Below are 21,652 nucleotides of genomic sequence, written 5' to 3'. Positions count from 1 at the left end.
GGACGACACGGCCGGTGCCGGTGGAGATCGCGCCGGGCGGGGTCGCCGGTCAGGCGGACTCCCCCGGCGCCAGGTGACGGTAGCCGGGCACGGTCTCGGCGAACCAGCCGTTCACGCTGGTCAGGCCGCGCTCGTTGAGCTGGGCGTCGTGGATGGGGAACACCCGCTCGGCCCCGACGGCACCGGCGAAGTCGATCGCCTCGGTGAGCTTCAGCCAGGAGGCCTGCGCCGGGACCAGCAGCGTCTCGACCGGGCGGTCCGGCCGGTGCAGCGAGTCGCCCGGGTGGTAGACCGCGTCGTCGACGAGGTAGCCCAGGTTGGGGCAGTCGGTCTGGCCACCGTGGATGGTGGCGTGCCGACCGCCGAGCGCGGTCACGGTGAGGCCGGCGGCGGTGAACCGTTCGCCGGCGCCGACCCTGGTCACGGACAGCCGCGCCAGGTCGGGCAGGGCAGCGCCCTGCGGGGCGAAGACCGGCACGCCGAGACCCGCCAACCGGAGCACGTCGACGTGGTCGGTGTGCTCGTGGGTGACCAGCACGGCGTCCGCGCCGGCCAGGGCCCGCGGCTCGCTCCAGGTGCCGGGGTCGATGACCAGCACGCCGCCGTCGTGCTCCAGCCGGACACAGGAGTGGGTGAACTTCGTGATCCGCATCCGGCGACCGTACGCCGGTGGCAGCGCCCCGTAAGCCCGGCGGCGGGCGGCACGGGCCGTGCCGGAGGGCGGCGCGGGCCCGCCTTCCCGGCCGGTTTCGCCGGGCGGCCCGGGGACCGTCCCGAGCCGCGTGAGAGGCTGCGGGGCGGAAGGGAGTACCGAGATGGGCGACTACGGCCACCCGCTGGCCTTCGGGGCGTTCCTGACGCCCGGCAGCGCCGAGCCCGGGCGGGTGGTGGGCCTCGCCGCGCTGGCCGAGCAGGTCGGGTTCGACCTGGTCACCTTCCAGGACCACCCGTACCAGCCCGCGTTCCTCGACACGTGGACGCTGATGAGCTTCGTGGCGGCCCGGACCGGCACGGTGCGGCTGGCGGCCAACGTGACGAACCTGCCGCTGCGCCCGCCGGCCGTCCTCGCCCGCAGCGTGGCGAGTCTCGACCTGCTCAGCGGTGGCCGGGTGGAGCTCGGCCTGGGCGCGGGCGCGTTCTGGGAGGCCATCGAGGCGATGGGCGGGCGCCGGCTCTCCCCCGGGCAGGGCGTGCGGGCCCTCACCGAGGCGATCGACGTCATCCGCCAGGTCTGGGACGTCGAGGCGCGCGGCGGCGTCCGGGTCGACGGCGAGTTCCACCGGGTGGTGGGCGCGAAGCGGGGCCCCGCGCCCGCCCACGACGTGGGCATCTGGCTCGGCGCGTACAAGCCGCGGATGCTGGCGTTGACCGGGCGCCGGGCCGACGGGTGGCTGCCGTCGCTGGGCTACCTGCAACCCGGCGACCTGGGCAGGGGCAACACGATCATCGACGACGCCGCGCGGGAGGCCGGCCGCGATCCGGCCGACGTGCGTCGCCTGCTCAACGTCACCGGCCGCTTCGCCACCGTCGGCCGGGGACCGCTGAACGGCCCCGCCGAACAGTGGGCCGAGGAACTGGCCGACCTCGCGCTCAGCGACGGGATCAGCACCTTCATCCTGGGCAGCGACGACCCGGAGGACCTGCGGCGCTTCGCCGCCGAGGTCGCCCCCGCCGTACGGGAACTCGTGGCCGGCGAGCGCGCGGCCGGCGCCGCTGCCGCCGTGACCCCGGCGACGCCCGGAGCCGTCGAGGCGCAGGCGACACCCGGGGGCGCCGGGGCGCAACCGCCGCCCGCTTCCCGCCCACCCGCCGGCGCGGGGTCCTTCGCCGTCGTCCCGACGCCCGACGACGGCGTGCGCCGCAGCGCGATCCGGGTCTGGGACGAGGCCACGCGCCCCACCGGCCCCGCGCCCGACCCGGCGCGCACCTACACGCCACACGACCAGGCTGGTGCCCAGCACCTCATTGACGTGCACGACGGGCTGCGCGCCGAGCTGACCCGACTGTACGACCTGGTGGAACAGGTGGGCGCCGGGCTGGTCGACGCGGGCACGGCCCGCTCGCACATCAACACCATGACGATCCGGCAGAACAAGTGGACCCTGGGCACGTACTGCGAGTCGTACTGCCGGGTCGTCACCACCCACCACACGCTGGAGGACCGGGGGATCTTCCCGCACCTGCGCCGGGGCGACGCCCGCCTCGCCCCGGTGCTGGACCGGTTGGAGCAGGAGCACCACGCCATCCATGACGTGCTGGAACGCGTCGATCGGGCGCTGGTCGCGTTCGTCTCCGTCGCCGACGGGATGGCCGAGCTGCGCGCGGCGGTCGACCTGCTCAGCGACACCCTGCTGTCCCACCTCGCCTACGAGGAGCGCGAGCTCGTCGAGCCGATCGCCCGGCTCGGCCTGAACTGAACCCCGCCGTCGCACGGCGTGCCGGAGGACCGGAACCGAACCCGCCGTCGCACGGCGTGCCGGCAGACCGGAACCGAACCCGCCGTCACACGGTGTGCCGGCAGACCGGAACCGAACCCGCCGTCACACGGTGTGCCGGAGGATCGGGGCATGCCGCGACCACCCGGGCGGGGGCACCGCCGCCTGCCGCACACCGCCGACGTCCGCATCGAGGCGTGGGCGCCGAGCCGGGAGGAGTGCGTCGCCGAGGCGGTCGCCGCGCTGGTCGCAACGTTCGTCGACCCCGCCGGGGCGTCCCCCGGCCCGCGGCGGGAGTTCCACGCACCGCCCGGCGACGACGACGCGGACCTGCTGGTGGGCGTACTCGACGAGGTGATCTTCCGGATGGAGACGGCGGGTGAGCTGCCGCTGCGCACCGACGTGGCCGACGACGGCGCCGGCGGCCTGGTGGTGCGCTGGCGCACGGCGGACACCGACGCCGTCGAGCTGGTCGGCGCGGTGCCGAAGGCCGTCTCCCTGCACGGGCTGCGCTTCGGCCCCGACCGCGAGGGCTGGTGCTGCGCGGTGACGCTGGACGTGTGAACCCCGTTACCTTCCTGATCGTCACAGCCGGGGACCCTCCGTCGCCCGCTCAGCCCTTGACCACGCCGAGCGGGACCAGGCGGGCCACCTTGCGGCACAGTCCGGCGCCCTCGGCGGCGGCCACCACCGCCGAGACGTCCTTGTACGCCGCCGGCATCTCCTCGGCCAGGCCGCGCCGGGACGCCCCGCGTACCGCGATGTCCCGCGCCTCCAACTGGGCACGCGGGTCCAGCCCGCGCTCCGACCGCACGGCCTGCTTGCGGCTCTGCACCCGGCCGGCCCCGTGGCAGGTGGACGCGAAGGCCGGTGCCCCCGGCACGCCGGCGAGCACGTACGAGCCGGTGCCCATGGAGCCGGGGATCAGTACCGGCTGACCCACGTCCCGCAGGTCGTCGGGCAGGTCGGCGTGGCCGGGCGGCAGCGCGCGGGTGGCCCCCTTGCGGTGCACGCACAGCGCGCGGCGCTCGCCGTCGACGCCGTGCGTCTCGATCTTCGCGAGGTTGTGCGAGATGTCGTAGACCAGGTCGAGCCGGCTGCCGGTGACCCGGGCGAAGACCTTGCGGGCGGCGTCGGCCAGCAGTTGCCGGTTCGCCCGGGCGTAGTTGGCGGCGGCGGCCATCGCGCCCAGGTAGGCGCGGCCCTCGGCGGAGGAGACCGGAGCGCAGGCGAGCTGGCGGTCCGGCACCTCGATGCCGTGGCGGGCCATCACCTGCTCCATCTTCCGCACGTAGTCGGTGCAGATCTGGTGGCCCAGCCCCCGGGAGCCGCAGTGGATCATCACGCAGACCTGGCCGGGACGCAGCCCGAAGGCGGTGGCGGCGGTGTCGTCGTACACCTCCTCGACGGCCTGCACCTCCAGGAAGTGGTTGCCGGAGCCGAGGCTGCCGACCTGGCGCGCGCCGCGCTCGATCGCCCGCTCGCTGACCCGCGCCGGATCGGCGTCGCCGACGGCGCCGGCGTCCTCGCAGCGGTGCAGGTCCCGCTCGACGCCGAAGCCGCGTTCCACCGCGTACCGGGAGCCGCCGCGCAGCACCGCGTCGAGTTCCGCGCGCGTCGACAGGTGCCACACCGCGCCCCTGCCCATGCCGCGCGGGGTGGCCTCGCCGAGGCCGTCCATCAGCGCGTCGAGGCAGGGCCGCAGCCCGTCGCGGTCGAGGTCGGCGGCGAGCAGCCGGACGCCGCAGGAGATGTCGAAGCCCACCCCGCCGGGCGAGACCACGCCGCCGTTCGCGACGTCGGTGGCGGCCACCCCGCCGATCGGGAACCCGTAGCCCCAGTGCACGTCGGGCATGGCGTACGAGGCGTCGACGATGCCGGGCAGCGTGGCGACGTTCGCGACCTGCTCCAGCGACCTGTCCTCCCCCGCGTCGGGCAGCAGGGACCGGGACGCGAACACCACCCCCGGCACCCGCATCGGGTCGTGCCGGTCGATCCGGAAGCGGTACGGCGACTCCTCGACCAGCTCCATTCCCGGCGGCTACCCGGGCGGACGGCCCTTACACCCGCTCGCCGGCCGCCGGCCGCCGCATCGCCCAGACGTCGGGCCCGCCGTCGGGCACCCGCGCCTGGCCGGTGACGACGAAGCCCAGCCGCCGGTAGAAGCGCACGTTCGGCTCCGACGAGGTCTCCAGCACCGCCGGCAGGCCGGCCCGGTCGGCCTCGGCCAGGCCCGGCCGCAGCACCCGGGCGCCCAGCCCCCGGCCCTGGTCGACCCGGCGCACGCCCACGGTGGCGAGCAGGAACGCCGGCTCGGCCGACCGCAGGGAGGCGCAGGCCGCGTCGGCGGCGTGCAGCGCCGACTGCCGGTCGCCGGCCAGCTCGGCGTTGCGGGCCGCGACACCGGCCCAGACCTCGTCCGGCACCGGCCGGTCCGGGGGCAGCCAGACCGCCACCGCCGCCAGCCGGCCGTCGGCGTCCACCGCCGCCCAGACGTCGCCGTAGGGCAGCCCTACGGCGGCGACGGTGCCGGCGAACATCGCCGCCAGCCGCTCCCGGTGCCGGTCGGCGGCCACCGTCCAGGCCATCCAGGGGTACCCGTCGAAGGCGTCGGCGAGCACGTCGGCCGCCTCGGCGGTCGACTCCGGGCCGATGCGGCGTACGTCGAACTCCATGCCGTCCTCCTCGCGCGCCGCCACCCGGCCGGCGCAGTGCGCGATCATGCCACGGCCCACAGGCCGGCGCCCGGGATTATCAGGTCAGGCCGGCCCACCCGGTCGACGGCCACGGTCTGGGCCGGACCAGTGTCGCCGCAGGCGGCGAACCGGGTGGCGGCGCGGCAGGCACGGTCACTACTCCTGTCCGGTCCGCGCCGGATCTGCTCCCGACCCGTCCTCGGTCGCCGGCCGTTCCGTGGACGTGGACCGGCTGGCTGCCGGGCGGTCGGCCCGACGTGAGGGCGGAGCCACCGATCGCCGGGACCGGCGCATCCGGTGCAGCACCCCGTGCCAGGCCGGCGCCTCGCGGGCGTCGTCGAAGGCCCGGGCGATCACGACATCGGTCGAGGAGTGCGCCAGGATCGAGATGACGATCGTCAGGGCGACCAGGTGGAACACCTCGTCGCCGGCCGCGATGCCGGACTCGAGCACCAGCAGCCCGTAGACCACGGAGGCGAAGCCTTTCGGTCCGAACCACATGGCGGCGGCCTGCTCCCGCAGGCCCAGTCCCGAGCGCAGGAAAGAGATCCACAACGCGACCGGCCGAGCCACCACGATCGCCAGCACGGCGAAGACCCAGCCGGTCCAGGAGATCTCCCCGAGGAACTCCACCGAGATCAGCGCCCCGAACACCAGCAGTGCGGCCAGCTTCAGCAGCTCCGCCACGTTCTCCCCGAAGTGTTCGAACGCCGCGCGCTGCCGTGGCCCGAAGGTGGCCACGGTGATCCCGGCGGCGAACGCGGCCAGGAACAGGTTGCCGTGGGTGGCCTTGCCCAGCGCCAGCACCAGCAGGCCGATCGCCATCCCGTTCAACGGGGCGTACGCCGTCGACGCGGCGAACCAGCGGGTCCGCTCCAACCCGATCGCCAACAGCGGCACCAACACCCCGATGAGCAGACCGACCGCCAGTTCGGTGCCCAACTCCCCCAGGTGCAGATCGTCCGAGCCGGCCGCAACCGCCAGGAGGACCACCACGAACGGCAGGGCCAGGCCGTCGTTGACGCCGGACTCCACGTTGAGCAGGTGCCGCAGCCGCGCCGGAACCTTGTCGTTGCCGACCAGTGCGGCGGCGAAGACCGGATCGGTCGGGGCGAGGATGGCCCCGACCAGCAGCGCCTCCGGCCAGTCAAGACCGGCCACGTAGTGCGCCAGCACCGCCGTCACCAGCAGGGTCAGCGGCAGACCCCAGCCCAACGCCCGACCGGGCAACCGCCACGCCGAGCGCAGGTCGGCCCAGCCCACCCGCATCCCGTCGGTGAACAGCACCGCGAACAACGCCAGCTCCGCCAACTGGGCCACGATCGGCGAGTCGGCCCGCAGGTGCAGCACGCCCCCGGTGTCCTCGCCCAACAGGAAGCCGGCGACCAGGAACAGCGCCGCCGTGGAGAGGATGGTGCGGTGGGCCAGCGCCGACACGAGCACGGCAGCCAGCAGGACGGCGGCGAAGGACAGCAGCAGCACGGGTTGGCCTTCCGAGGGTACGGGACATCACGGTGCCGACCAGACTTCCCGGCGCTCCACAGATCTCGGCGATCATACCGGCGGCCCGCACGCCGAGGCACCGGATCTACCCGCGCCTCCCGGCCGGCCATCCCTGCTGCTGAGCCTGCTGATGTTCGCCGGGCGTACCGCCCGCTGACGCTGCCGGCGCTGGCGCTGGACCCGCCGTTGCTACGGCGGCTCGGGATCGCCGGCTCCCACCGCGCGGTCGTGGCCATCGGAGCCGACGTCGACCACGTGGAACGCTTCGCCGGCGGCCGGATGAACCGCGCCACTTCCCACGCGTGACGCGGCGCAGTACGGTGAACGCGGTGCGCCGGGAAGCCTGGTCGGCAGTCGTGACACGTCGTCGACCGGAGGCATTCCATGGCCACACCCGCCGTTCGCACGCAAGACCTGACCAAGCGCTACGGAAAGGTGCTCGCCCTCGACGGGCTGGAGCTGACCGTGCCGGCCGGCGAGGTGTTCGGGTTCCTCGGCCCGAACGGCGCCGGGAAGTCCACCACCATCCGGCTGCTGCTGGGCCTGGCGCGGCCCACCGCCGGGCGGGCCTGGGTCTTCGACGCCGACGCCGGCGACGTCGCCGCCCATCGCCTGCTGGCCTACGTGCCGGCCGACGTGGCGCTGTGGCCGCAGCTCACCGGCGCGGAGACCCTCGAACTGCTCGCCGCCACCGGACCCGGCATCGACCGCGCCTACCGCGACGACCTCGTGGAGAGGTTCGCCCTCGACCTGTCCAAACCGGCCCGCACCTACTCGACCGGCAACCGGCAGAAGATCGCGCTCGTCGCCGCGTTCGCCACCCGCGCGCCGCTGCTGGTCCTCGACGAGCCGACCAGCGGGCTGGACCCGTTGATGGAGCGGGAGTTCCGCCGTGCCGTCTCGGTCGCCCGGGACCGCGGCCAGACCACGTTCCTCTGCTCCCACCAACTGGCGGAGGTGGAAGCGGTCTGCGACCGGGTGGCGATCCTGCGCGCCGGCCGCCTCGTCGACGTCGCTACCGTCGGCGACCTGCGCCGCCTGCACCGCACCGAGGTGACGGCCCGCTTCACCGGCCCCGTACCCGACCTGTCCGGCGCGGCGGGAGTCGACATCGTCGCGCAGGACGGCGGGACGCTCAGCTTCTCCCTGACCGGGCCGCCCGCGCCCGCGCTACGCGCCCTCGCCGCCGCCGACGTCACCGCCCTCACCGTCCGGGAGCCGAGCCTCGAGGAGATCTTCCTCGACTACTACGGCGAGACCGCCCGATGACCGCCGCCGCCCTGAGAGTGGCCGGCCGCACCGCGGCCACCGCCGCTGGGCAGGCCGTCACCCGCCTGGCCGTACGTCAGGTACGCCGCGGCGCACTGGTCGTGCTCGCCGTGACGGTCGGCATGTCGACGCTGGTCGCCGCGACCTACGCCACGACCGTCGGGGACAATCTCGACGCGGACGCGCTCGCCGCCCTGGCCCGCAATCCCGCGATCCGGACCCTGTTCGGCGAGCCGGTCGCCCTCGACACCGCAGGCGGTTTCACCGTCTGGCGGACCGGCACCATCCTCGCCGTCGTGCTGTCGGTGTGGGGCCTGCTCGCGACCACCCGCGTCACCCGCGGCGAGGAGGCGGCGGGCCGGTGGGACCTCCTGCTCGCCGGCCGGCTGGGGCCGGCTACGGTGCTCGGCCGGCACCTCGCGGTGCTGGCGGCCGCGACGACCCTGACCGGGGTCACGCTCGCCGTGGCGCTCGTCGCGGTCGGCACCCCGGCCCGCGGAGCGGCCCTGCACGCCGCCGGTCTGGCGCTGGTCGCCACGGTGGCCGTCGCGGCAGCGGCCCTCGCCGCACAGGTCTTCCCCACGCGGACCGCCGCGAGCGGAGCCACGCTGGCGTTTCTCGGCCTCGGGCTGCTCGCCCGCATGGTCGGTGACGGCGTCGCCCCGCTCGGCTGGCTGCGCTGGCTGCCGCCGTACGGGCCGCTGGCGCTGACGCGCCCCTATCAGGACGATCGGGTGTCGCCCCTGATCGTGCTCGCGCTCGCCACGGTCGTCCTGTCCGCCGGTGCGCTCGCGCTGGCCGGCCGGCGGGACGTCCGCGACGGACTGCTCTCCCCCGCCGCCGGCCGGCCGCCCCGTCTGCGGCTGCTCGGCTCGGTGGAGACCTTCGCCGTCCGGCGGATGCTGCGGCCACTCGTCGGCTGGTCGTCCGGCGTCGGCGCGTACTTCCTGCTGATCGGCGTGCTCACGGTCTCCCTGACCGACTTCCTCGCCGACAACCCCCGCTTCGCCGACCTTGCCGCGCAGGCGGGCTTCGCCGGCCTCGGCTCCGTCCGTGGATACGCCGCCACGCTGTTCGCACTGCTCGCCGTACCGGTCGGCGCCTTCACCGCAGTCCGGGTCGCCGCGTTCGCCGCCGCGGAGGCCGACGGGCGCCTGACCCTCCTCCACGCCGGGACGGTCCCGCGCGCCCGGCTGCTCGCCGCCGAGGTGGGCACCACCGCGGTCGGCGCTGCGGTGCTCGTCACCGTCGCCGGAGTGGCGACGTGGCTCGGCGCGATCCTGGTCGGCGCGGATCTGCCGCTGCGCGCCGCGCTCGCCGGCACCTGGAACATCCTGCCGGTGGCGCTGCTCAACCTCGGAGCCGCGGTCCTCGTCCTGGGCCGGGCACCGCACGGGGTGGCGGTACTGGGCATGGTGCCGGCCGCCGGCGGGTTCCTCCTCAAGGTCATCGCCGACAGCACCGGGGCGGCGGGCTGGGTGAGCTGGCTCTCGCCGTACACCCATCTCGCGGCCGTGCCCCAGGCGACGCCGGACTGGCCCGCCACGGCCGTCATGATCGTGCTCGCTGGTGCGGCCGTCACGGTCGGCGTGGCGGGCTACCGGCGTCGGGACATGGTGGTCTAGCCCGACGGCTGGACGCGGCCCTGCCGATCGACGGCCTGCGGCGGGACGGGCAGCCGCCGAACGTCGCGAGGTCACACCCGGTAGAACGCGCGGTAGCGGCGGATCAGCCGCCACTGCACCAGCACCGCCGCCACGGTCAGCAGGATCATCACCAGGGTCGCGGCGGCGGCGTAGCCGTAGCGCAGGTACTCGAAGCCGGTGCGGTAGACGAACAGCGACAGGTAGGTGGTGGCGTACGGGGGTGGGCCGCCGTCGGTCACCACGAAGGCCGGCACGAAGGAGAAGTGCAGGCTCTGGATGGCGTCGCGCACCGCCAGCAGCCCCAGCACGGGCGCCATCAGCGGCAGCGTGACCCGGCGGAACACGTCCCACCCGGTGGCGTCCTCGATCGCCGCCATCTCGTAGACGTCGCGGGGCAGCGCGCGGCGGGCGGCCAGCAGCACCACGAAGGTCTCGCCGATGGTGAACAGGCTCATCAGGACAATCGCGGCGCGGGCGTCGGTCGGGTCGGTGAGCCACTGCGGCGGGGTGCGTCCCAGCGCGGTCAGGCCGTTCTCCCCGCCCGTGCGCAGCAGCTGGTTGATCGGGCCGTAGAGGGGGTTGAGCAGCCAGAGCCAGAGCAGCCCGTAGGCGATCTCCGGCACCGCGGTCGGCAGCACCGCCGCGGTGCGGGCGCCGCCGACGCCGACCGCGCGGCGGTGCAGCAGCAGCGCCAGGCCGAGGGCGAAGAGCACCCGCAGCGGTACGGCCACCAGCGCGAAGACCAGCGAGTTGGTCAGCGACACCCGGAACACGGGGTCGTCCAGCAGCGCCGCGAAGTTGTCCAGCCCCACCCAGCGGGGCGGGCGCAGCAGGTCGTACTCGGTGAAGGCCAGCGCCAGGGTGACGGCGGCGGGCAGCAGCACCAGCCCGACGAGGCCCACCAGGTACGGCGTGAGCATCAGCGCCAACTGCCGGCGCGAGCGGCGGTCGGTCGTCGTCACGGGGCGTACCGGCGGCCCGATGCGGCGTGGAAGACGTGCACGTCGGCCCAGCGCACGCCGACGCGCACCGGCGCGCCCCTGCCGGGCCGGCGGGCGGCGGGCACCCGGGCGACGATCCGGTGCCCGCCGGCGAGCCTCAGGTACGCGTACGCGTCCTCGCCCACCACTTCGACCCGGTCGACGGTGGCCGGCGCGCCGTCGGTCGCGCCCAGGACGACCGCCTCGGGCCGGAAGCCGATCTCCATACCGTCGTGGTCCGCCCCCGGGGCCGGGGCGCCGTCGGGGCGCAGCGAACCGTCGGCCGGGAGCAGGTTCATCGCGGGGGAACCGACGAACCGGGCCACGAAGGTGGTGGCCGGGGTGCGCCAGATCTCGTCGGGGGTGCCGACCTGCTCGATGCGCCCGTCGCGCAGCACGGCGATCCGGTCGGCGAGCACCAGCGCCTCGGTCTGGTCGTGGGTGACGTGCACCATCGTCGCGCCCAGCCGGTCGTGCAGGGCCCGCAGCTCGGCGCGCATCTGCACCCGCAGCGCCTGGTCGAGGTTGGACAGCGGCTCGTCGAGCAGGAACACGTCCGGCTCGCGCACCAGCGCCCGGGCCAGCGCCACCCGCTGCCGTTCGCCGCCGGAGAGCTGCCCGGGCCGCCGGTCCAGCAGCCCGGCGCAGCCGACCGTCTCGGCCGCCGCCCGGGCCCGCTCGCGGGCCGCCGCGCGGGGCGTGTCGCGTACCTCCAGGCCGAAGGCGATGTTCTCGGCGACGCTCAGGTGCGGGAAGAGCGCGTACGACTGGAAGACCATCGAGACGTTGCGCCGGCCCGGGCGCTCGGCGGTGACGTCGCGGCCGGCGATGCGGACGCGGCCGGCGGTGACCGGCTCCAGGCCGGCGACGACCCGCAGCACCGTCGACTTGCCGGCCCCCGACGGGCCGAGCACCACCAGCAGCTCGCCCCGGGCGGCGGCCAGGTCCACCTCGTGCAGCACCGTCGCCCCCCGGTAGGCGGCCGAGACGCCGGCCAGGGCGAGGCCCGGATCGCTCACCCGTGCTCCCCGCGGGCGAAGATCGGCCGGGTCTGCCGGTCGAGGTCGCGGATCACGTCGTCGAGCCGGTCGCCCCGGTGCATGGCGTTCTCCAGGATGCCGTAGGTGACGTCCTCGATCTCCGGCCAGGTGGAGACGGTCGGCAGCGCCCGCACGGTGGGGATGGCGTCGAGGAAGACCTTGGCGCTGCGCGGCGGCTGGGCCGGGCCGAGGAACGCCGGGGACCGCGACACCCCGATGTGCGACGGGACGGTACGCCCAGTGGCCGCGATGATCCGCTGCCCCTCCTCGGCGATGGCGAACTCCAGGAACCGCCACGCGGCGTCCTTGTGCTTCGCGCCCCGGGTCATGCAGTACGCGTCGGAGTGCAGCACCCCGACCTGCTCCTTGTAGACGGGCAGCGGCGCGACGTCCCACTCGAAGCCGGTGATCGAGCGGAACGTGGTGGTGGAGCGGCGGGAACTCATCAGCATGGCGAGCCGGCCGTTGGCGAAGCGCGACTCGTCGTCCTCGGCCTCCACCTCCTCGTCGGTGGGCACCACCCCGTACGCCAGCCGCAGGTCCACGAGGTTCTTCAGTGCCTCCCGGGCGACCGGGGTGTCCAGGGTCAGCCGGGTCGGCTTCGCCGGGTCGTCGACGATCTCGCCGCCGCCCGACCAGACGAACGGGGCGAGCCGGATGATCGACGGCTCCACGCCGAGCCCGTGCACGGCCGGGCGCAGCGCCGCGCCCTCGCTCTCGGTGGCCCTGACCACCACGCCCCGCGAGTCGCGGGTCATCGCGGTCGCGGTGGCGACCAGGTCGTTCCAGGTCCAGCCGGCCCTCGGCTCGGGCACGCCGTGCTTCGCGAACAGGGTGCGGTTGTAGTAGACGGCCAGGCTGGAGACGTTCTGCGGCAGGCAGAGCTGCCGGCCCTGCCACCGGAAGGCGTCCCAGGCCACCGGGTAGTAGTCGGCCGGGTCGACGGCCGGCGAGGCGGCCAGCCGGTCGTCCAGCGGCTCGATGACGTCCTTGGCGGCGAACTGGCCGTAGAAGCGGTAGTTCATCAGGAACAGATCCGGCGGGGCGCCGCCGGCCACCGACGTGGCCAGCCGGGCCAGCAGGTCCTTGCGGTCGCTGGCCTCGACGAGCTGCACGTCGGCGCCGGGACGGGCCTTCTCGTACGCCTCGACGAGGGTGCGGTAGGCGGCGAGTTCCTCGGGGGCGCCGAAGACCAGCAGCCGCACCGGGCCGTCGGCGGACGACCCGGCGCCGGAGCCGCACCCGGTGGCCGTCAGCACGGCGGTGAGCAGCAGCGCGAGCAGCGCCTTCGGTCGCGTCGTCGGTCGCATCGTCAGTCTCGTCCCGTCGGGTCGTCGTGGTGGAGGAAGCGCCGCTGGGCGAGCACGAAGACGGCCAGCGCCGGCACCGTGGCCAGCACCGCGCCCGCCAGGAACACCGGGAAGTTCGTCGGGTCCAGCACCGACAGGGAGCGCAGCGCCAGCGGCAGGGTGAACAGGTCGCGGTCGTAGACGTAGACCAGCGGGTCGAGGAAGTTCGACCAGGTGAGCACGAAGGTCAGCGCGGTGAGGCCGGCGGTGACCGGGCGCACCAGCGGCAGGGCGACCCGCCACCAGGTGCGCAGCGGCGAGAGGTCCGCCACCAGGCAGGCGTCGTAGAGATCGGCCGGCAGCGCCCGGAACGCCAGGAAATAGACCAGGACGTAGAGCGGCGAGGTGCCCAGCAACGCCGGGGCGACCAGCGGCACCAGGGTGTCGGTCAGGCCGAGCAGCCGGAAGATGGCGAAGCGGGGCACGAGCAGCGCCGTGGCCGGCACCATCAGCGCCACCAGGGAGGCCGCCACGACGACGCCGGTGACGCGCGGGGCGATCCGGGCCAGCGCGAAGCCCGCCAGGGAGGCGACGAGCACGCTCAGCGGCACGGCGACGACCGCGACCAGGACCGAGTTGAGCGAGGCGCGCAGCAGCCCGCCCAGCTCGACGGCCTGCCGGTAGCCGGTGGTGGAGACCGGCTCCGGCACGAGCTGCGGGGTGGGCGGCGGCGGCAGGCCCGGCTCGGTCAGCGAACCGGAGACCAGCAGCAGCAGCGGCGGGACGAAGACGAGCAGGACGAAGGCCGCGCCGAGGGTCCGCCAGGCCCGCCCGGCTGCCCCGGGCAGCGGTGCGGGGCCGCGCACGCGGCCCCGCACCGTGTCGTTGCCGATGGTCGCCTGCCTCAGAGCGTGAGCTGCCAGGCGCCGAGGCCGTGCGAGGCGGCGTAGAGCACCCGCTTGCCCGGCACGATGGTCAGCCCGGCCACCTCCACGTTCGGCATGCCCCGGGCCGCCTTCACCCAGGTCGTGGCGCCCTTGGCCAGCCGCAGCACGCCGAAGTCGGTGGCCGCGTAGAGGGTGCCGGTGACGTCGTCGCGGACCAGGTCGGTGATCGGCTGGTCGCCGAAGTCGTACGACCGGTCGGTCCAGGTCGCGCCCGCCCCCGCCAGCCGCACCTCGAACGCGTGCCCGAGGGTGGCCGGGGTGTTCGAGTTGAAGCCGCTGTAGGAGACCCACGCCCGCGCCGGGTCGGCCGGGTCGACGTGGACGCTGGTGACGAAGCGGTTCGGCGTGGCGGCGGTGTCGATCCGCGTCCAGGTGACCGCCGACGCCGGCTCGGCGTCGACGTTGCGCGACACGAAGACCCGGCCGGTGCTGGTGGCTGCGTACGCCGTGGCCGAGTCGGAGGCGACGCGCTCGACGACCGAGACGGCCCCGCCGGCCCGGTCGCCCCACGCCGCGTCGGTCAGGTTGACCGTGCCCAGCGGCGCGAAGTCGCCGCACTGCGCCTCGAAGGTGCCGGTCCAGGTGTTGCAGATCCGGTCGGCCTCGGCCAGGCTCCGGTCGCCCAGGCCGAACGTCTTCGTCCGGTAGACGGTGCGCGAGGTGCCGGCGAAGATCGTCCCGCTGACCTTCGGGTCGCTGACCACGGGTGCGTAGAACAGGGTGCCCGGCTGCCCGAAGACGGGGTCGGAGATCGAGATCCAGCTGCCCACGTCGCCGTTGGCGAAGTTCACCTCGGGCGAGGCGTCGTAGAAGGTGTGGAAGCGGAACTCCGGCCTGCCGACGTCGAAGCCGGACGCGCCGCCGTCGCCGATCATCGTGTTGACCCAGCGCCGACGCTCGCCCTTGTTCTCCCAGGTGCCGTTGTCCTGGGTGCCGCCCTGGAGCAGCCGGTGGTCGTGCGGGCTGGCCGAGAGGCTGATGAACTGCAACGTGTTCATGCCCTTGTTGATGCCGTCGAGCTTCGACGGGATCTTCGACAGCATCTGCCGGCAGCGGTCCTTCTGCGCCTGCGTGGTCAGGTTGCGGTCCGGGTTGTCGCACCAGGCCGACCGGTCGACGAACTGGCCGCTGGAGCGCATCACGCCGCCGTCGTTGGCCTCGAAGAACTGGTACGGGTTGCGCGGGTTGGTGACCAGGGCGTGCTGGTCGGGGTGCAGGCCGTTGGGGTGCAGCTCGTCGGTGCCGTCGAAGGTCATGTCGGTGCCGCTGACGCCGGCGTCGGTGGAGAGCACCACGGCCCGCTTGTGGGCGACGGTCTCGCCGTAGACGTACGAACCGCCGGTGTAGACGATGTCCGGGTGCCCGGCCGGGGTGTGCACGAACACGTCGTACCAGCACTGGCCGGTGCACTGGTTGTAGGTGGCGTAGCCCGGGTCGGCCGGGTTGGCGCTGCTCAGGTCGGCGAACGCGGGGGCGCCGCCGGCCACGTCGTCGCTGCGGAACAGCCGCGAGTACGGGTTGCCGAGGTTGCCCTCGTAGACGTACATGCGGGTCTTGCCGTTCGGCAGGGCGGTCACGTCGATCGCGGCCCGGGTCTGGAAGACCGCCGGGTTGAGCGAGGGCTTGATCTGCGTCCAGGTGGCGCCGGCGTCCGTCGAGCGCCAGACCCCCCGGGCGTACGAGGAGGCGTAGACGGTGTTCGCGTCGCGCGGGTCGAGCTTGACGTAGCGCACGCCGCGCGGCGAGCAGGTGGCGGTGTTGCCGTATTCGGCGGCGCTGCCGGTGCACTGGGTGGCGTCGGCCGAGCCGTTGTGGATGAACTTCCAGTTCGCGCCGCCGTCGGTGGACTTGTAGAGGCCCCACTTCTCGGCGTCGGGCACCGGCCGGGTGACGCCGGTGCAGCAGGAGCCGGACATGCCGCGCAGGGCGGTGGTGGTGGCGACGTAGAGCGTCTTCGGGTCGCCGGGCTTGACGGTGATCTCGCCGATGCCCTTGCCGGCGAGGGCGTCCTTGCCCAGCGGGCCCTTCCAGGTGACGCCGCCGTTGGTGGACTTGTAGAGCCCGACGCCGGCGACGCAGCCGGAGGCGCAGGTGTTGGCCTCGCCGGTGCCGACGTAGATGGTCAGCCCCGTCTTGTCGTTGCGGTCGATCTTGACCGAGCCGGCCGCGTTGATGCCCAGCGGCCCGCCCAGGTAGAACCACTTCGGCTCGGCGGCCAGGACGTTCAGAGTGCCCCAGACGCCGCCGCCGGCCGGCGTGACGTACGCCCGGCAGAGCAGGGCGTTGCAGTCCGGGGCGATGTCGATGGAGGTGACCCGGCCGCCCGCGACGTACGCGTTCGGCACGTAGTTGCCGGCGTTGCGGAACTCGGTGAACGGGTAGAGCGCCTCGCTGGGGCCGATGTTCGTCCAGCCTCGGGTGCCGCCGGCGCGCCGCTCGGCGGCGGCGTACGCCGACTTGGAGCGGTCGACCTGGGCGATGCTGATCGTGTCGGCCGGGTACGCGCGCTCCAGGAACTCCTGCTGCGCGGCGTTGCCGGGCCCCTCCGGCGACATGCCGTCGCTGCCCGGCACGGCCTGGCGCAGCCGTTCCATGTGGGCGCCGAGCGCGCCCGGCATCTCCCCGTCGCCGGCCGCGGCGACGGGGGCCGGCACCTCGGCGCCGGCGAAGTGGATTCCGATGAGACCGGTCGACGCCACCAGGGCACCGACCGCCAATCCTGCGAGCAGATGACGACGTCTGCGCTTCACGAGGTCCCTCCGGCAGATGACGGCGCCACTCAGCGCGACCCTCCGGAATGCCGACCGCCGCTGGCAGCGTCCACGGTGGAGAATGACAGAGCGCATCGACGCAGACAATCCTCTGCATGGACGGGGATCGACGCATGGTTGCATTCGCATGGAACGGGTAGTGCGCCGGCATGCCATCGCGTTACGAGAACTACCCGAGGATCGCCGTCGTCACCGGCGCGGACTCCGGCATCGGCCGGGCCTGCGCCGTTGCCCTCGCGGAGGCCGGCTTCGACGTCGGCGTCACCTGGCACCGCGACGCCGGGGGCGCCGAGCGGACCGCCGCCGAGGTACGCGCCGCCGGCCGGCGCTGCGAGGTCGCCGAGCTGGACCTGACCCGGCTGCCGGGCGCCGACGCGGTCGTCGACGAGCTGGCCGACCGGCTCGGCGGTCTCGGCGTGCTCGTCAACAACGCCGGCACCGGGGCGTCCACGCCCTTCGTCGACACCGGCTGGGAGCAGTGGCGCGAGGTGCTCTCCGTCGACCTCGACGGGCCGTTCCTGTGCGGTCAGCGGGCCGCCCGGCGGATGCGGGCCGCGGGGCTGGGCGGACGGATCGTCAACATCACCAGCGTGCACGAGCACGCGCCCCGGGTCGGCTCGGCCGCGTACTGCGCCGCCAAGGGCGGGCTCGGTCTGCTGACGAAGGTGATGGCGCAGGAGCTGGCTGCCGACGGGATCACCGTCAACGCGGTCGCCCCGGGCGAGATCGCCACCCCGATGACCGGCCAGGAGGACGTCGACCCGTTCACCGAGGAACGTCCCGGGGTGCCGGTCGGGCGGCCCGGCGACGCGCGGGAGGTGGCCGCCGTGGTCGCGCTGCTCGCCTCGCCCGCCGCCGCGTACGTCACCGGCGCGTCCTGGCCGGTGGACGGCGGCATGCTGATGATGGGCCCGCAGGCCAACGCGCTGGAGTCGCACGACTGGCGCTCGGTGCGGGGGTGAGGCGGCGCCGCGCCGGGACGCCCCGGCGCGGCCCCACCCGCCGGGCGCGCACAGCTCGGCACCCCGGGCGCGGCCCCACCCGCCGGGCGCGCACAGCTCGGCACCCCGGGCGCGGCCCCACCCGCCGGGCGCGCACAGCTCGGCACCCCGGGGCCCGGTGACCGGCGCGGCGGCGGGACAATGGGAGCCTCCGCCCGCGAGGCCGCCGGCGGGATCCCCCCGATCGGCAGGAGAACGGTCAGCGTGTCGGAAACTCCCGGGGCGACGTCGCCGGCGGACGGACTGCGCGCCGACTGCGCCCGGTGCTTCGGGCTCTGTTGCGTCGCGCCGGCCTTCGCCGCGTCCGCCGACTTCGCCATCGACAAGCCCGCCGGGCGGCCCTGCCCCAACCTGCGGGCCGACTCGCGCTGCGGCATCCACGCCGACCTGCGCGACCGGGGTTTCCCCGGCTGCACCGTCTTCGACTGCTTCGGCGCCGGGCAGCGGGTGGCCCAGGCCACCTTCGGCGGGCGGGACTGGCGCGACGCCCCGGAGACCGCGGCGCGCATGTTCGACACGTTCGCGGTGATGCGGCCCCTGCACGAGCTGCTCTGGTATCTGACCGAGGCGCTCGCGACGCGCCCACCGCAGCCGCTGCGTGACGAGTTGTCCGTCGCGCTCGACGAGACCGGGCGGCTGACCCGGGAGCCCGCCGACACGCTGTTGGGCCTCGACGTGGACGCGTACCGGGGGCGGGTCAACCCGCTCCTGTCCCGCGCCGGCGACGCGGCCCGGGCCAGGGGCGGCCGGCCCGGCGTGGACCGGCGGGGCGTCCACCTGTTCGGCGTCGACCTGCGCCGTACCGACCTGCGCCGGGCGAACCTGCGCGGGGCGCTGCTGATCGGCGCCGACCTGCGCGGCGTCGACCTCGGCCTGGCCGACCTCACCGGCGCCGACCTGCGCGGGGCCGACCTGCGCGGCGCGGACCTCTCGGGCGCCCTGTTCCTGCACCAGTCCCAGCTCGACGCGGCCCGGGGCGACCGGCACACGGCCCTGCCGCCCGCCCGGACGCGCCCCGGGCACTGGTCACCGCTGTCGCTCACCCCGCTGCCCCGCCCACCCCGCTCCTCCACCCGCGCCACCCGCGCCACCCGCCCACCACGCCCCCGCTGACCCCCACCCCCGCGCTCCCCTCCCTCCCACCCACCCCCACGCTCCCCACCCACCCCACCTCCGCGCTCCCCGCGCCCCGCCCCACCCCTCTGGCTCCCTGACCCGCACCTCCCGCCCGCTCCCGCACCACCCCGCCCGGCCCCTCTGGCTCCCTGACCCGGCACCTCCCACCCCCGCTCCCACCCCTCGCTCTTCGCGATCATGCAGTTGTGGTGCTGCGCGTACCGGCAGCAATCCGCCCACAACGGGCACCACAACTGCATGATCGCCCCACCGGGGCGGGCGGCGCGGGACGGCGTGGGATGGCGCGGGGCGGGACGGCGCGGCGCGGGCAGGCGGGGCGTGGGGCAGGCGGGGCGGGGCGCGGTGCGGGGTTGGAGGCGGGCGGGTTTTGGGTGGGGGGGTGCGGGTAGCCGGGGGCGGACACGGCATCGGCGGAACGCGTCGGTGCGACGGCACGGGGAGGCAGTGGTGGGGTATCGGGCGCGCGACGGGGAGCTGCCGGTTGATCCGGCGCACGCCGAGGACGAGGCCGGCCAGGCCCGGCTGGTGCAGGTCGAGGCGGACACCGACGTCCCGGCGCCGGACGACACGACGACGAAGCCCGACATCGTCACCGAGGACGACGGGTCGGGCATGGCGGGCGGCGCGTCGGGCAGCTCCAGCGGCGGGTCCGGCATGCCGGGCCACCCGGACGCGGCCCACTGAGCACCATGGGGCACGGTTGCGGGCAGACCACCCGGACGCGACCCGCTGAGCACCGTGGGGCACGTTTGCGGGCAAGCCACGGGGGCAGGAGAGCGGCATGACCGATCAGAACCGTACCGACCGGGCCGCCACCGACGAGCCGGACGGCGCCACCGCCATGCAGGCGTCGCTGCGTCCGCCGGGCGAGTCCCTGCGCAGCACCGACGACACCGGCGACGACTTCGCCGACCTGCCCGCCGAGGACCGGCGGTCGGCCCGGGAGGTCAGCCGCGCCGGCTACGACGTGGACGCCGTCTCCGGCACCACCGACCCGAGCCGCACCGAGTGACCTGAGCGTCAGCCCGCCGGCCCGATCAGCGGCCGGCGGGCACCGCCGACGCGCGGGCCTCGGTCATGCCCCGGTTGGCCAGCGCGTCGGCGCGCTCGTTCTCCGGGTGGCCGTTGTGCCCCTTCACCCACAGCCAGGTGACCTCGTGCCGGGCGCACGCGGCCTCCAACCGCTGCCACAGGTCGGCGTTCTTGACCGGCTGCTTCGCGGCGGTCCGCCAGCCGTTGCGCTTCCACGAGGCCAGCCAGCTGGTGATGCCGTTGCGCACGTACGTGCTGTCGGTGTGCAGCTCGACGGTGACCGACCGGGTCAGGCTCTCCAGGGCCTGGATGGCCGCCATCAGCTCCATCCGGTTGTTGGTGGTCGGGGTCGCCTCGCCGCCGCACAGTTCCCGCTCGTGCGCGCCGTAGCGCAGCACCACGCCCCACCCGCCGGGGCCGGGATTGCCGCTGCACGCGCCGTCGGTCCAGATCTGCACGACCCTGCCGGCCGTCTCGTCCACCATGCCGGCAACCTACCGAATCCGCACCGCCTCCCCCGCCGTCGGGCGGCGGCGCGGCGGGGACGACCTCCCCGACCTTCCACCGCGCCGGCTGAGGCGGCTCAGCCGTCGGCGTCGGCCCGGTCGCCGATCACCGGTCGCGGGACCGTCCAGGTCGCCGCCCGCCGGGTCGGGTCGACGCGGTCGCGGAGCCGGGCCACGACGTCGCCGGCGGTGGCGGTGATCATCGGCCGCAGCCGGGTGGTGCCCATCAGCGCCACCTCCTCCGCCGGGGTGGTCACGCCGTCGAGGAACCGCAGCACCCGCTCGGCGGGATTGCGGTCGAAGAGCCGGCCGAAGAAGTCGGGCCCGCCGACGCCACCGGCGTCCAGCGCCCGGAGGGCGACCGCGTCCATCCAGCGGTGCCGACGGGGGTACGCGGGAGCGGGCACCGGCGGGCGGCCGGCCGCGAGGGCCCGGGCGACCTGCTCGGCCTGGCGGTGCATGGCGGAGAAGGTGAAGCCGGTGGAGGGTCGGGTGGCGCCGCCGGCCGTGCCGAGGCGGACCACCCGGGGCGAGGGTCGGGCCTCGAACGGGCCGTCGGTCATCGGGATCACCCCGTTCTCCACCTCGCGGACGGTCAACCGGGTCGGGTCGAGGCCGAGCAGGTCCCGGTAGCCGGCCAGCGCCGCGTCGTAGCCGGCGTCGGTGAGCAGGTCGGGGCCGAACTCCGTGTACTCCACCAGGGCGTACCGGTCGCTGACCGGCAGGACGTACCCGAACGACACGCCCCGGGCGGGCTGCGGGGTGCGGAAGTCCATCAGGACGGCCCGGGCCGGGTCGAAGACCGGCACGGCGGACTCCAGCCACCAGCCCCGGAAGTGCTGGAGCCAGTTGGTGCGCCCGGGTCGCCGGGGCGGCCGGGGCCGGGAGTCCAGCACCCAGGACGCGCGGACGGCCGGCCCGGCGCCGCCGGCGCGCACCGTGACGTGCCCGCCGTCGTCGTGCAGGGCGTCGACGGGCGCGACGATCCGTCGCACGCCGAGCCGCCGCTCGGCCTCGGCAGCCCGGGCGTAGACCGGGCCGGAGCGCAGCATGGCGTACCGCAGGGGGGCCAGGTCGAGGACGCGGCGGCCGTCGGGCGTCGCCACCTCGACCTGGTCCCAGCTCGCGGCCAGCAGCGGGTCCAGGTCGCTGCCGGGACGGTCCCAGAACGCCCAGGTCCGGTCCTGGCCGCGCCGGTGGACCGGGTCGACGACGGCGACCCGGAGGTCCCGCACGCCGTGCCGGTCCAGGGCGGCGAGGACCAGCGACGCGGCGCCGCCGCCGCCGACCAGCGCCAGGTCGACGTCCAGCGGCGCGGAGGTGTTCACGCCGACCACGCTGCCACACCACCGGGGGCGCCCGGGCACCGACCGGCCCGGGTCGGGGGCGTCGGCCGGTCG

At 75.1% G+C, this 21,652-nt stretch carries 19 protein-coding genes; 8 read left to right on the top strand and 11 right to left on the bottom strand.

Features of this window, described 5'->3' with window-relative positions; all coding sequences use genetic code 11:
* Positions 1 to 49 precede the first annotated feature (49 nt).
* Positions 50 to 652 (bottom strand): MBL fold metallo-hydrolase, encoded by a 603-nt coding sequence (locus EV374_RS25700; RefSeq protein ID WP_132239665.1) that lies wholly within the window; start codon positions 650 to 652, stop codon positions 50 to 52.
* Positions 653 to 815: 163 nt separating this feature from the next.
* Here EV374_RS25700 and EV374_RS25695 point away from each other — a divergent pair, with 163 nt between their 5' ends.
* Both EV374_RS25695 and EV374_RS25690 read left to right on the top strand, forming a co-directional pair.
* Positions 816 to 2,417 carry an LLM class flavin-dependent oxidoreductase gene (locus tag EV374_RS25695; RefSeq protein ID WP_132239663.1) on the top strand — a complete coding sequence of 534 codons (1,602 nt, stop codon included), beginning with the start codon at positions 816 to 818 and terminating at the stop codon, positions 2,415 to 2,417.
* A gap of 150 nt (positions 2,418 to 2,567) precedes the next feature.
* Positions 2,568 to 2,999, top strand: coding sequence for an archease (locus EV374_RS25690; protein ID WP_132239661.1), 432 nt, complete (start codon positions 2,568 to 2,570; stop codon positions 2,997 to 2,999).
* 49 nt (positions 3,000 to 3,048) lie between these two features.
* On the opposite strand, the gene EV374_RS25685 is transcribed toward EV374_RS25690, so the two are convergent.
* The 3 genes from EV374_RS25685 to EV374_RS25675 form a co-directional block, all read right to left on the bottom strand.
* Positions 3,049 to 4,467: an RtcB family protein gene (locus tag EV374_RS25685; protein ID WP_132239659.1), complete on the bottom strand. Its 1,419-nt coding sequence runs from the start codon at positions 4,465 to 4,467 to the stop codon at positions 3,049 to 3,051.
* Positions 4,468 to 4,495: 28 nt separating this feature from the next.
* Positions 4,496 to 5,110, bottom strand: coding sequence for a GNAT family N-acetyltransferase (locus EV374_RS25680; RefSeq protein ID WP_132239753.1), 615 nt, complete (start codon positions 5,108 to 5,110; stop codon positions 4,496 to 4,498).
* A 177-nt stretch (positions 5,111 to 5,287) separates the two neighbouring features.
* Positions 5,288 to 6,613 carry a cation:proton antiporter gene (locus EV374_RS25675; RefSeq protein WP_486485959.1) on the bottom strand — a complete coding sequence of 442 codons (1,326 nt, stop codon included), beginning with the start codon at positions 6,611 to 6,613 and terminating at the stop codon, positions 5,288 to 5,290.
* A 405-nt stretch (positions 6,614 to 7,018) separates the two neighbouring features.
* Here EV374_RS25675 and EV374_RS25670 point away from each other — a divergent pair, with 405 nt between their 5' ends.
* The gene (locus EV374_RS25670; protein ID WP_132239657.1) at positions 7,019 to 7,903 is read left to right on the top strand and encodes an ABC transporter ATP-binding protein; all 885 of its coding nucleotides are present in this window, start codon (positions 7,019 to 7,021) and stop codon (positions 7,901 to 7,903) included.
* Positions 7,900 to 9,528: an ABC-2 transporter permease gene (locus tag EV374_RS25665; RefSeq protein ID WP_132239655.1), complete on the top strand. Its 1,629-nt coding sequence runs from the start codon at positions 7,900 to 7,902 to the stop codon at positions 9,526 to 9,528. The genes EV374_RS25670 and EV374_RS25665 overlap by 4 nt, the downstream gene beginning before the upstream one ends.
* Positions 9,529 to 9,599: 71 nt before the next feature.
* On the opposite strand, the gene EV374_RS25660 is transcribed toward EV374_RS25665, so the two are convergent.
* From EV374_RS25660 to EV374_RS25640, 5 genes are read right to left on the bottom strand one after another with little or no spacing between them, the layout of a single operon-like run.
* The gene (locus tag EV374_RS25660; RefSeq protein WP_132239751.1) at positions 9,600 to 10,469 is read right to left on the bottom strand and encodes a carbohydrate ABC transporter permease; all 870 of its coding nucleotides are present in this window, start codon (positions 10,467 to 10,469) and stop codon (positions 9,600 to 9,602) included.
* Positions 10,470 to 10,507: 38 nt separating this feature from the next.
* Entirely contained in the window at positions 10,508 to 11,548 is a 1,041-nt protein-coding gene (locus EV374_RS25655; RefSeq protein ID WP_132239653.1) for an ABC transporter ATP-binding protein, read from the bottom strand.
* The gene (locus tag EV374_RS25650) at positions 11,545 to 12,879 is read right to left on the bottom strand and encodes an ABC transporter substrate-binding protein (RefSeq protein ID WP_132239651.1); all 1,335 of its coding nucleotides are present in this window, start codon (positions 12,877 to 12,879) and stop codon (positions 11,545 to 11,547) included. The genes EV374_RS25655 and EV374_RS25650 overlap by 4 nt, the downstream gene beginning before the upstream one ends.
* Before the next feature lie 2 nt (positions 12,880 to 12,881).
* The gene (locus EV374_RS25645) at positions 12,882 to 13,736 is read right to left on the bottom strand and encodes a carbohydrate ABC transporter permease (protein ID WP_132239649.1); all 855 of its coding nucleotides are present in this window, start codon (positions 13,734 to 13,736) and stop codon (positions 12,882 to 12,884) included.
* Positions 13,737 to 13,762: 26 nt separating this feature from the next.
* Positions 13,763 to 16,555, bottom strand: a complete 2,793-nt coding sequence (locus EV374_RS25640; RefSeq protein WP_132239647.1) for a sialidase family protein — start codon at positions 16,553 to 16,555, stop codon at positions 13,763 to 13,765.
* Between the two features lie 170 nt (positions 16,556 to 16,725).
* Here EV374_RS25640 and EV374_RS25635 point away from each other — a divergent pair, with 170 nt between their 5' ends.
* The 4 genes from EV374_RS25635 (at position 16,726) to EV374_RS25620 (ending at position 19,726) form a co-directional block, all read left to right on the top strand.
* On the top strand, positions 16,726 to 17,538 hold the full coding sequence (locus tag EV374_RS25635) for an SDR family oxidoreductase (protein ID WP_132239645.1): 813 nt from the start codon (positions 16,726 to 16,728) through the stop codon (positions 17,536 to 17,538).
* A 243-nt stretch (positions 17,539 to 17,781) separates the two neighbouring features.
* Complete coding sequence (locus EV374_RS25630) at positions 17,782 to 18,690, top strand: pentapeptide repeat-containing protein (RefSeq protein WP_486485958.1); 909 nt, start codon at positions 17,782 to 17,784, stop codon at positions 18,688 to 18,690.
* A gap of 471 nt (positions 18,691 to 19,161) precedes the next feature.
* Positions 19,162 to 19,398, top strand: a complete 237-nt coding sequence (locus EV374_RS25625; protein WP_132239641.1) for a preprotein translocase YidC — start codon at positions 19,162 to 19,164, stop codon at positions 19,396 to 19,398.
* A gap of 97 nt (positions 19,399 to 19,495) precedes the next feature.
* Positions 19,496 to 19,726 (top strand): hypothetical protein, encoded by a 231-nt coding sequence (locus EV374_RS25620; protein ID WP_121398427.1) that lies wholly within the window; start codon positions 19,496 to 19,498, stop codon positions 19,724 to 19,726.
* Positions 19,727 to 19,751: 25 nt separating this feature from the next.
* On the opposite strand, the gene rnhA is transcribed toward EV374_RS25620, so the two are convergent.
* Together rnhA and EV374_RS25610 are read right to left on the bottom strand one after the other, a co-directional pair.
* Positions 19,752 to 20,231 carry a ribonuclease HI gene (gene rnhA / locus EV374_RS25615; RefSeq protein WP_132239639.1) on the bottom strand — a complete coding sequence of 160 codons (480 nt, stop codon included), beginning with the start codon at positions 20,229 to 20,231 and terminating at the stop codon, positions 19,752 to 19,754.
* A gap of 98 nt (positions 20,232 to 20,329) precedes the next feature.
* Entirely contained in the window at positions 20,330 to 21,580 is a 1,251-nt protein-coding gene (locus EV374_RS25610; protein ID WP_132239637.1) for a lycopene cyclase family protein, read from the bottom strand.
* Between the last annotated feature and the right edge of the window lie 72 nt (positions 21,581 to 21,652).

The sequence above is a fragment of the Micromonospora sp. CNZ303 genome (assembly GCF_004345505.1).
Note: the sequence above shows the minus strand (reverse complement) of the source record. Positions and strands in the feature narration are given on the sequence as shown.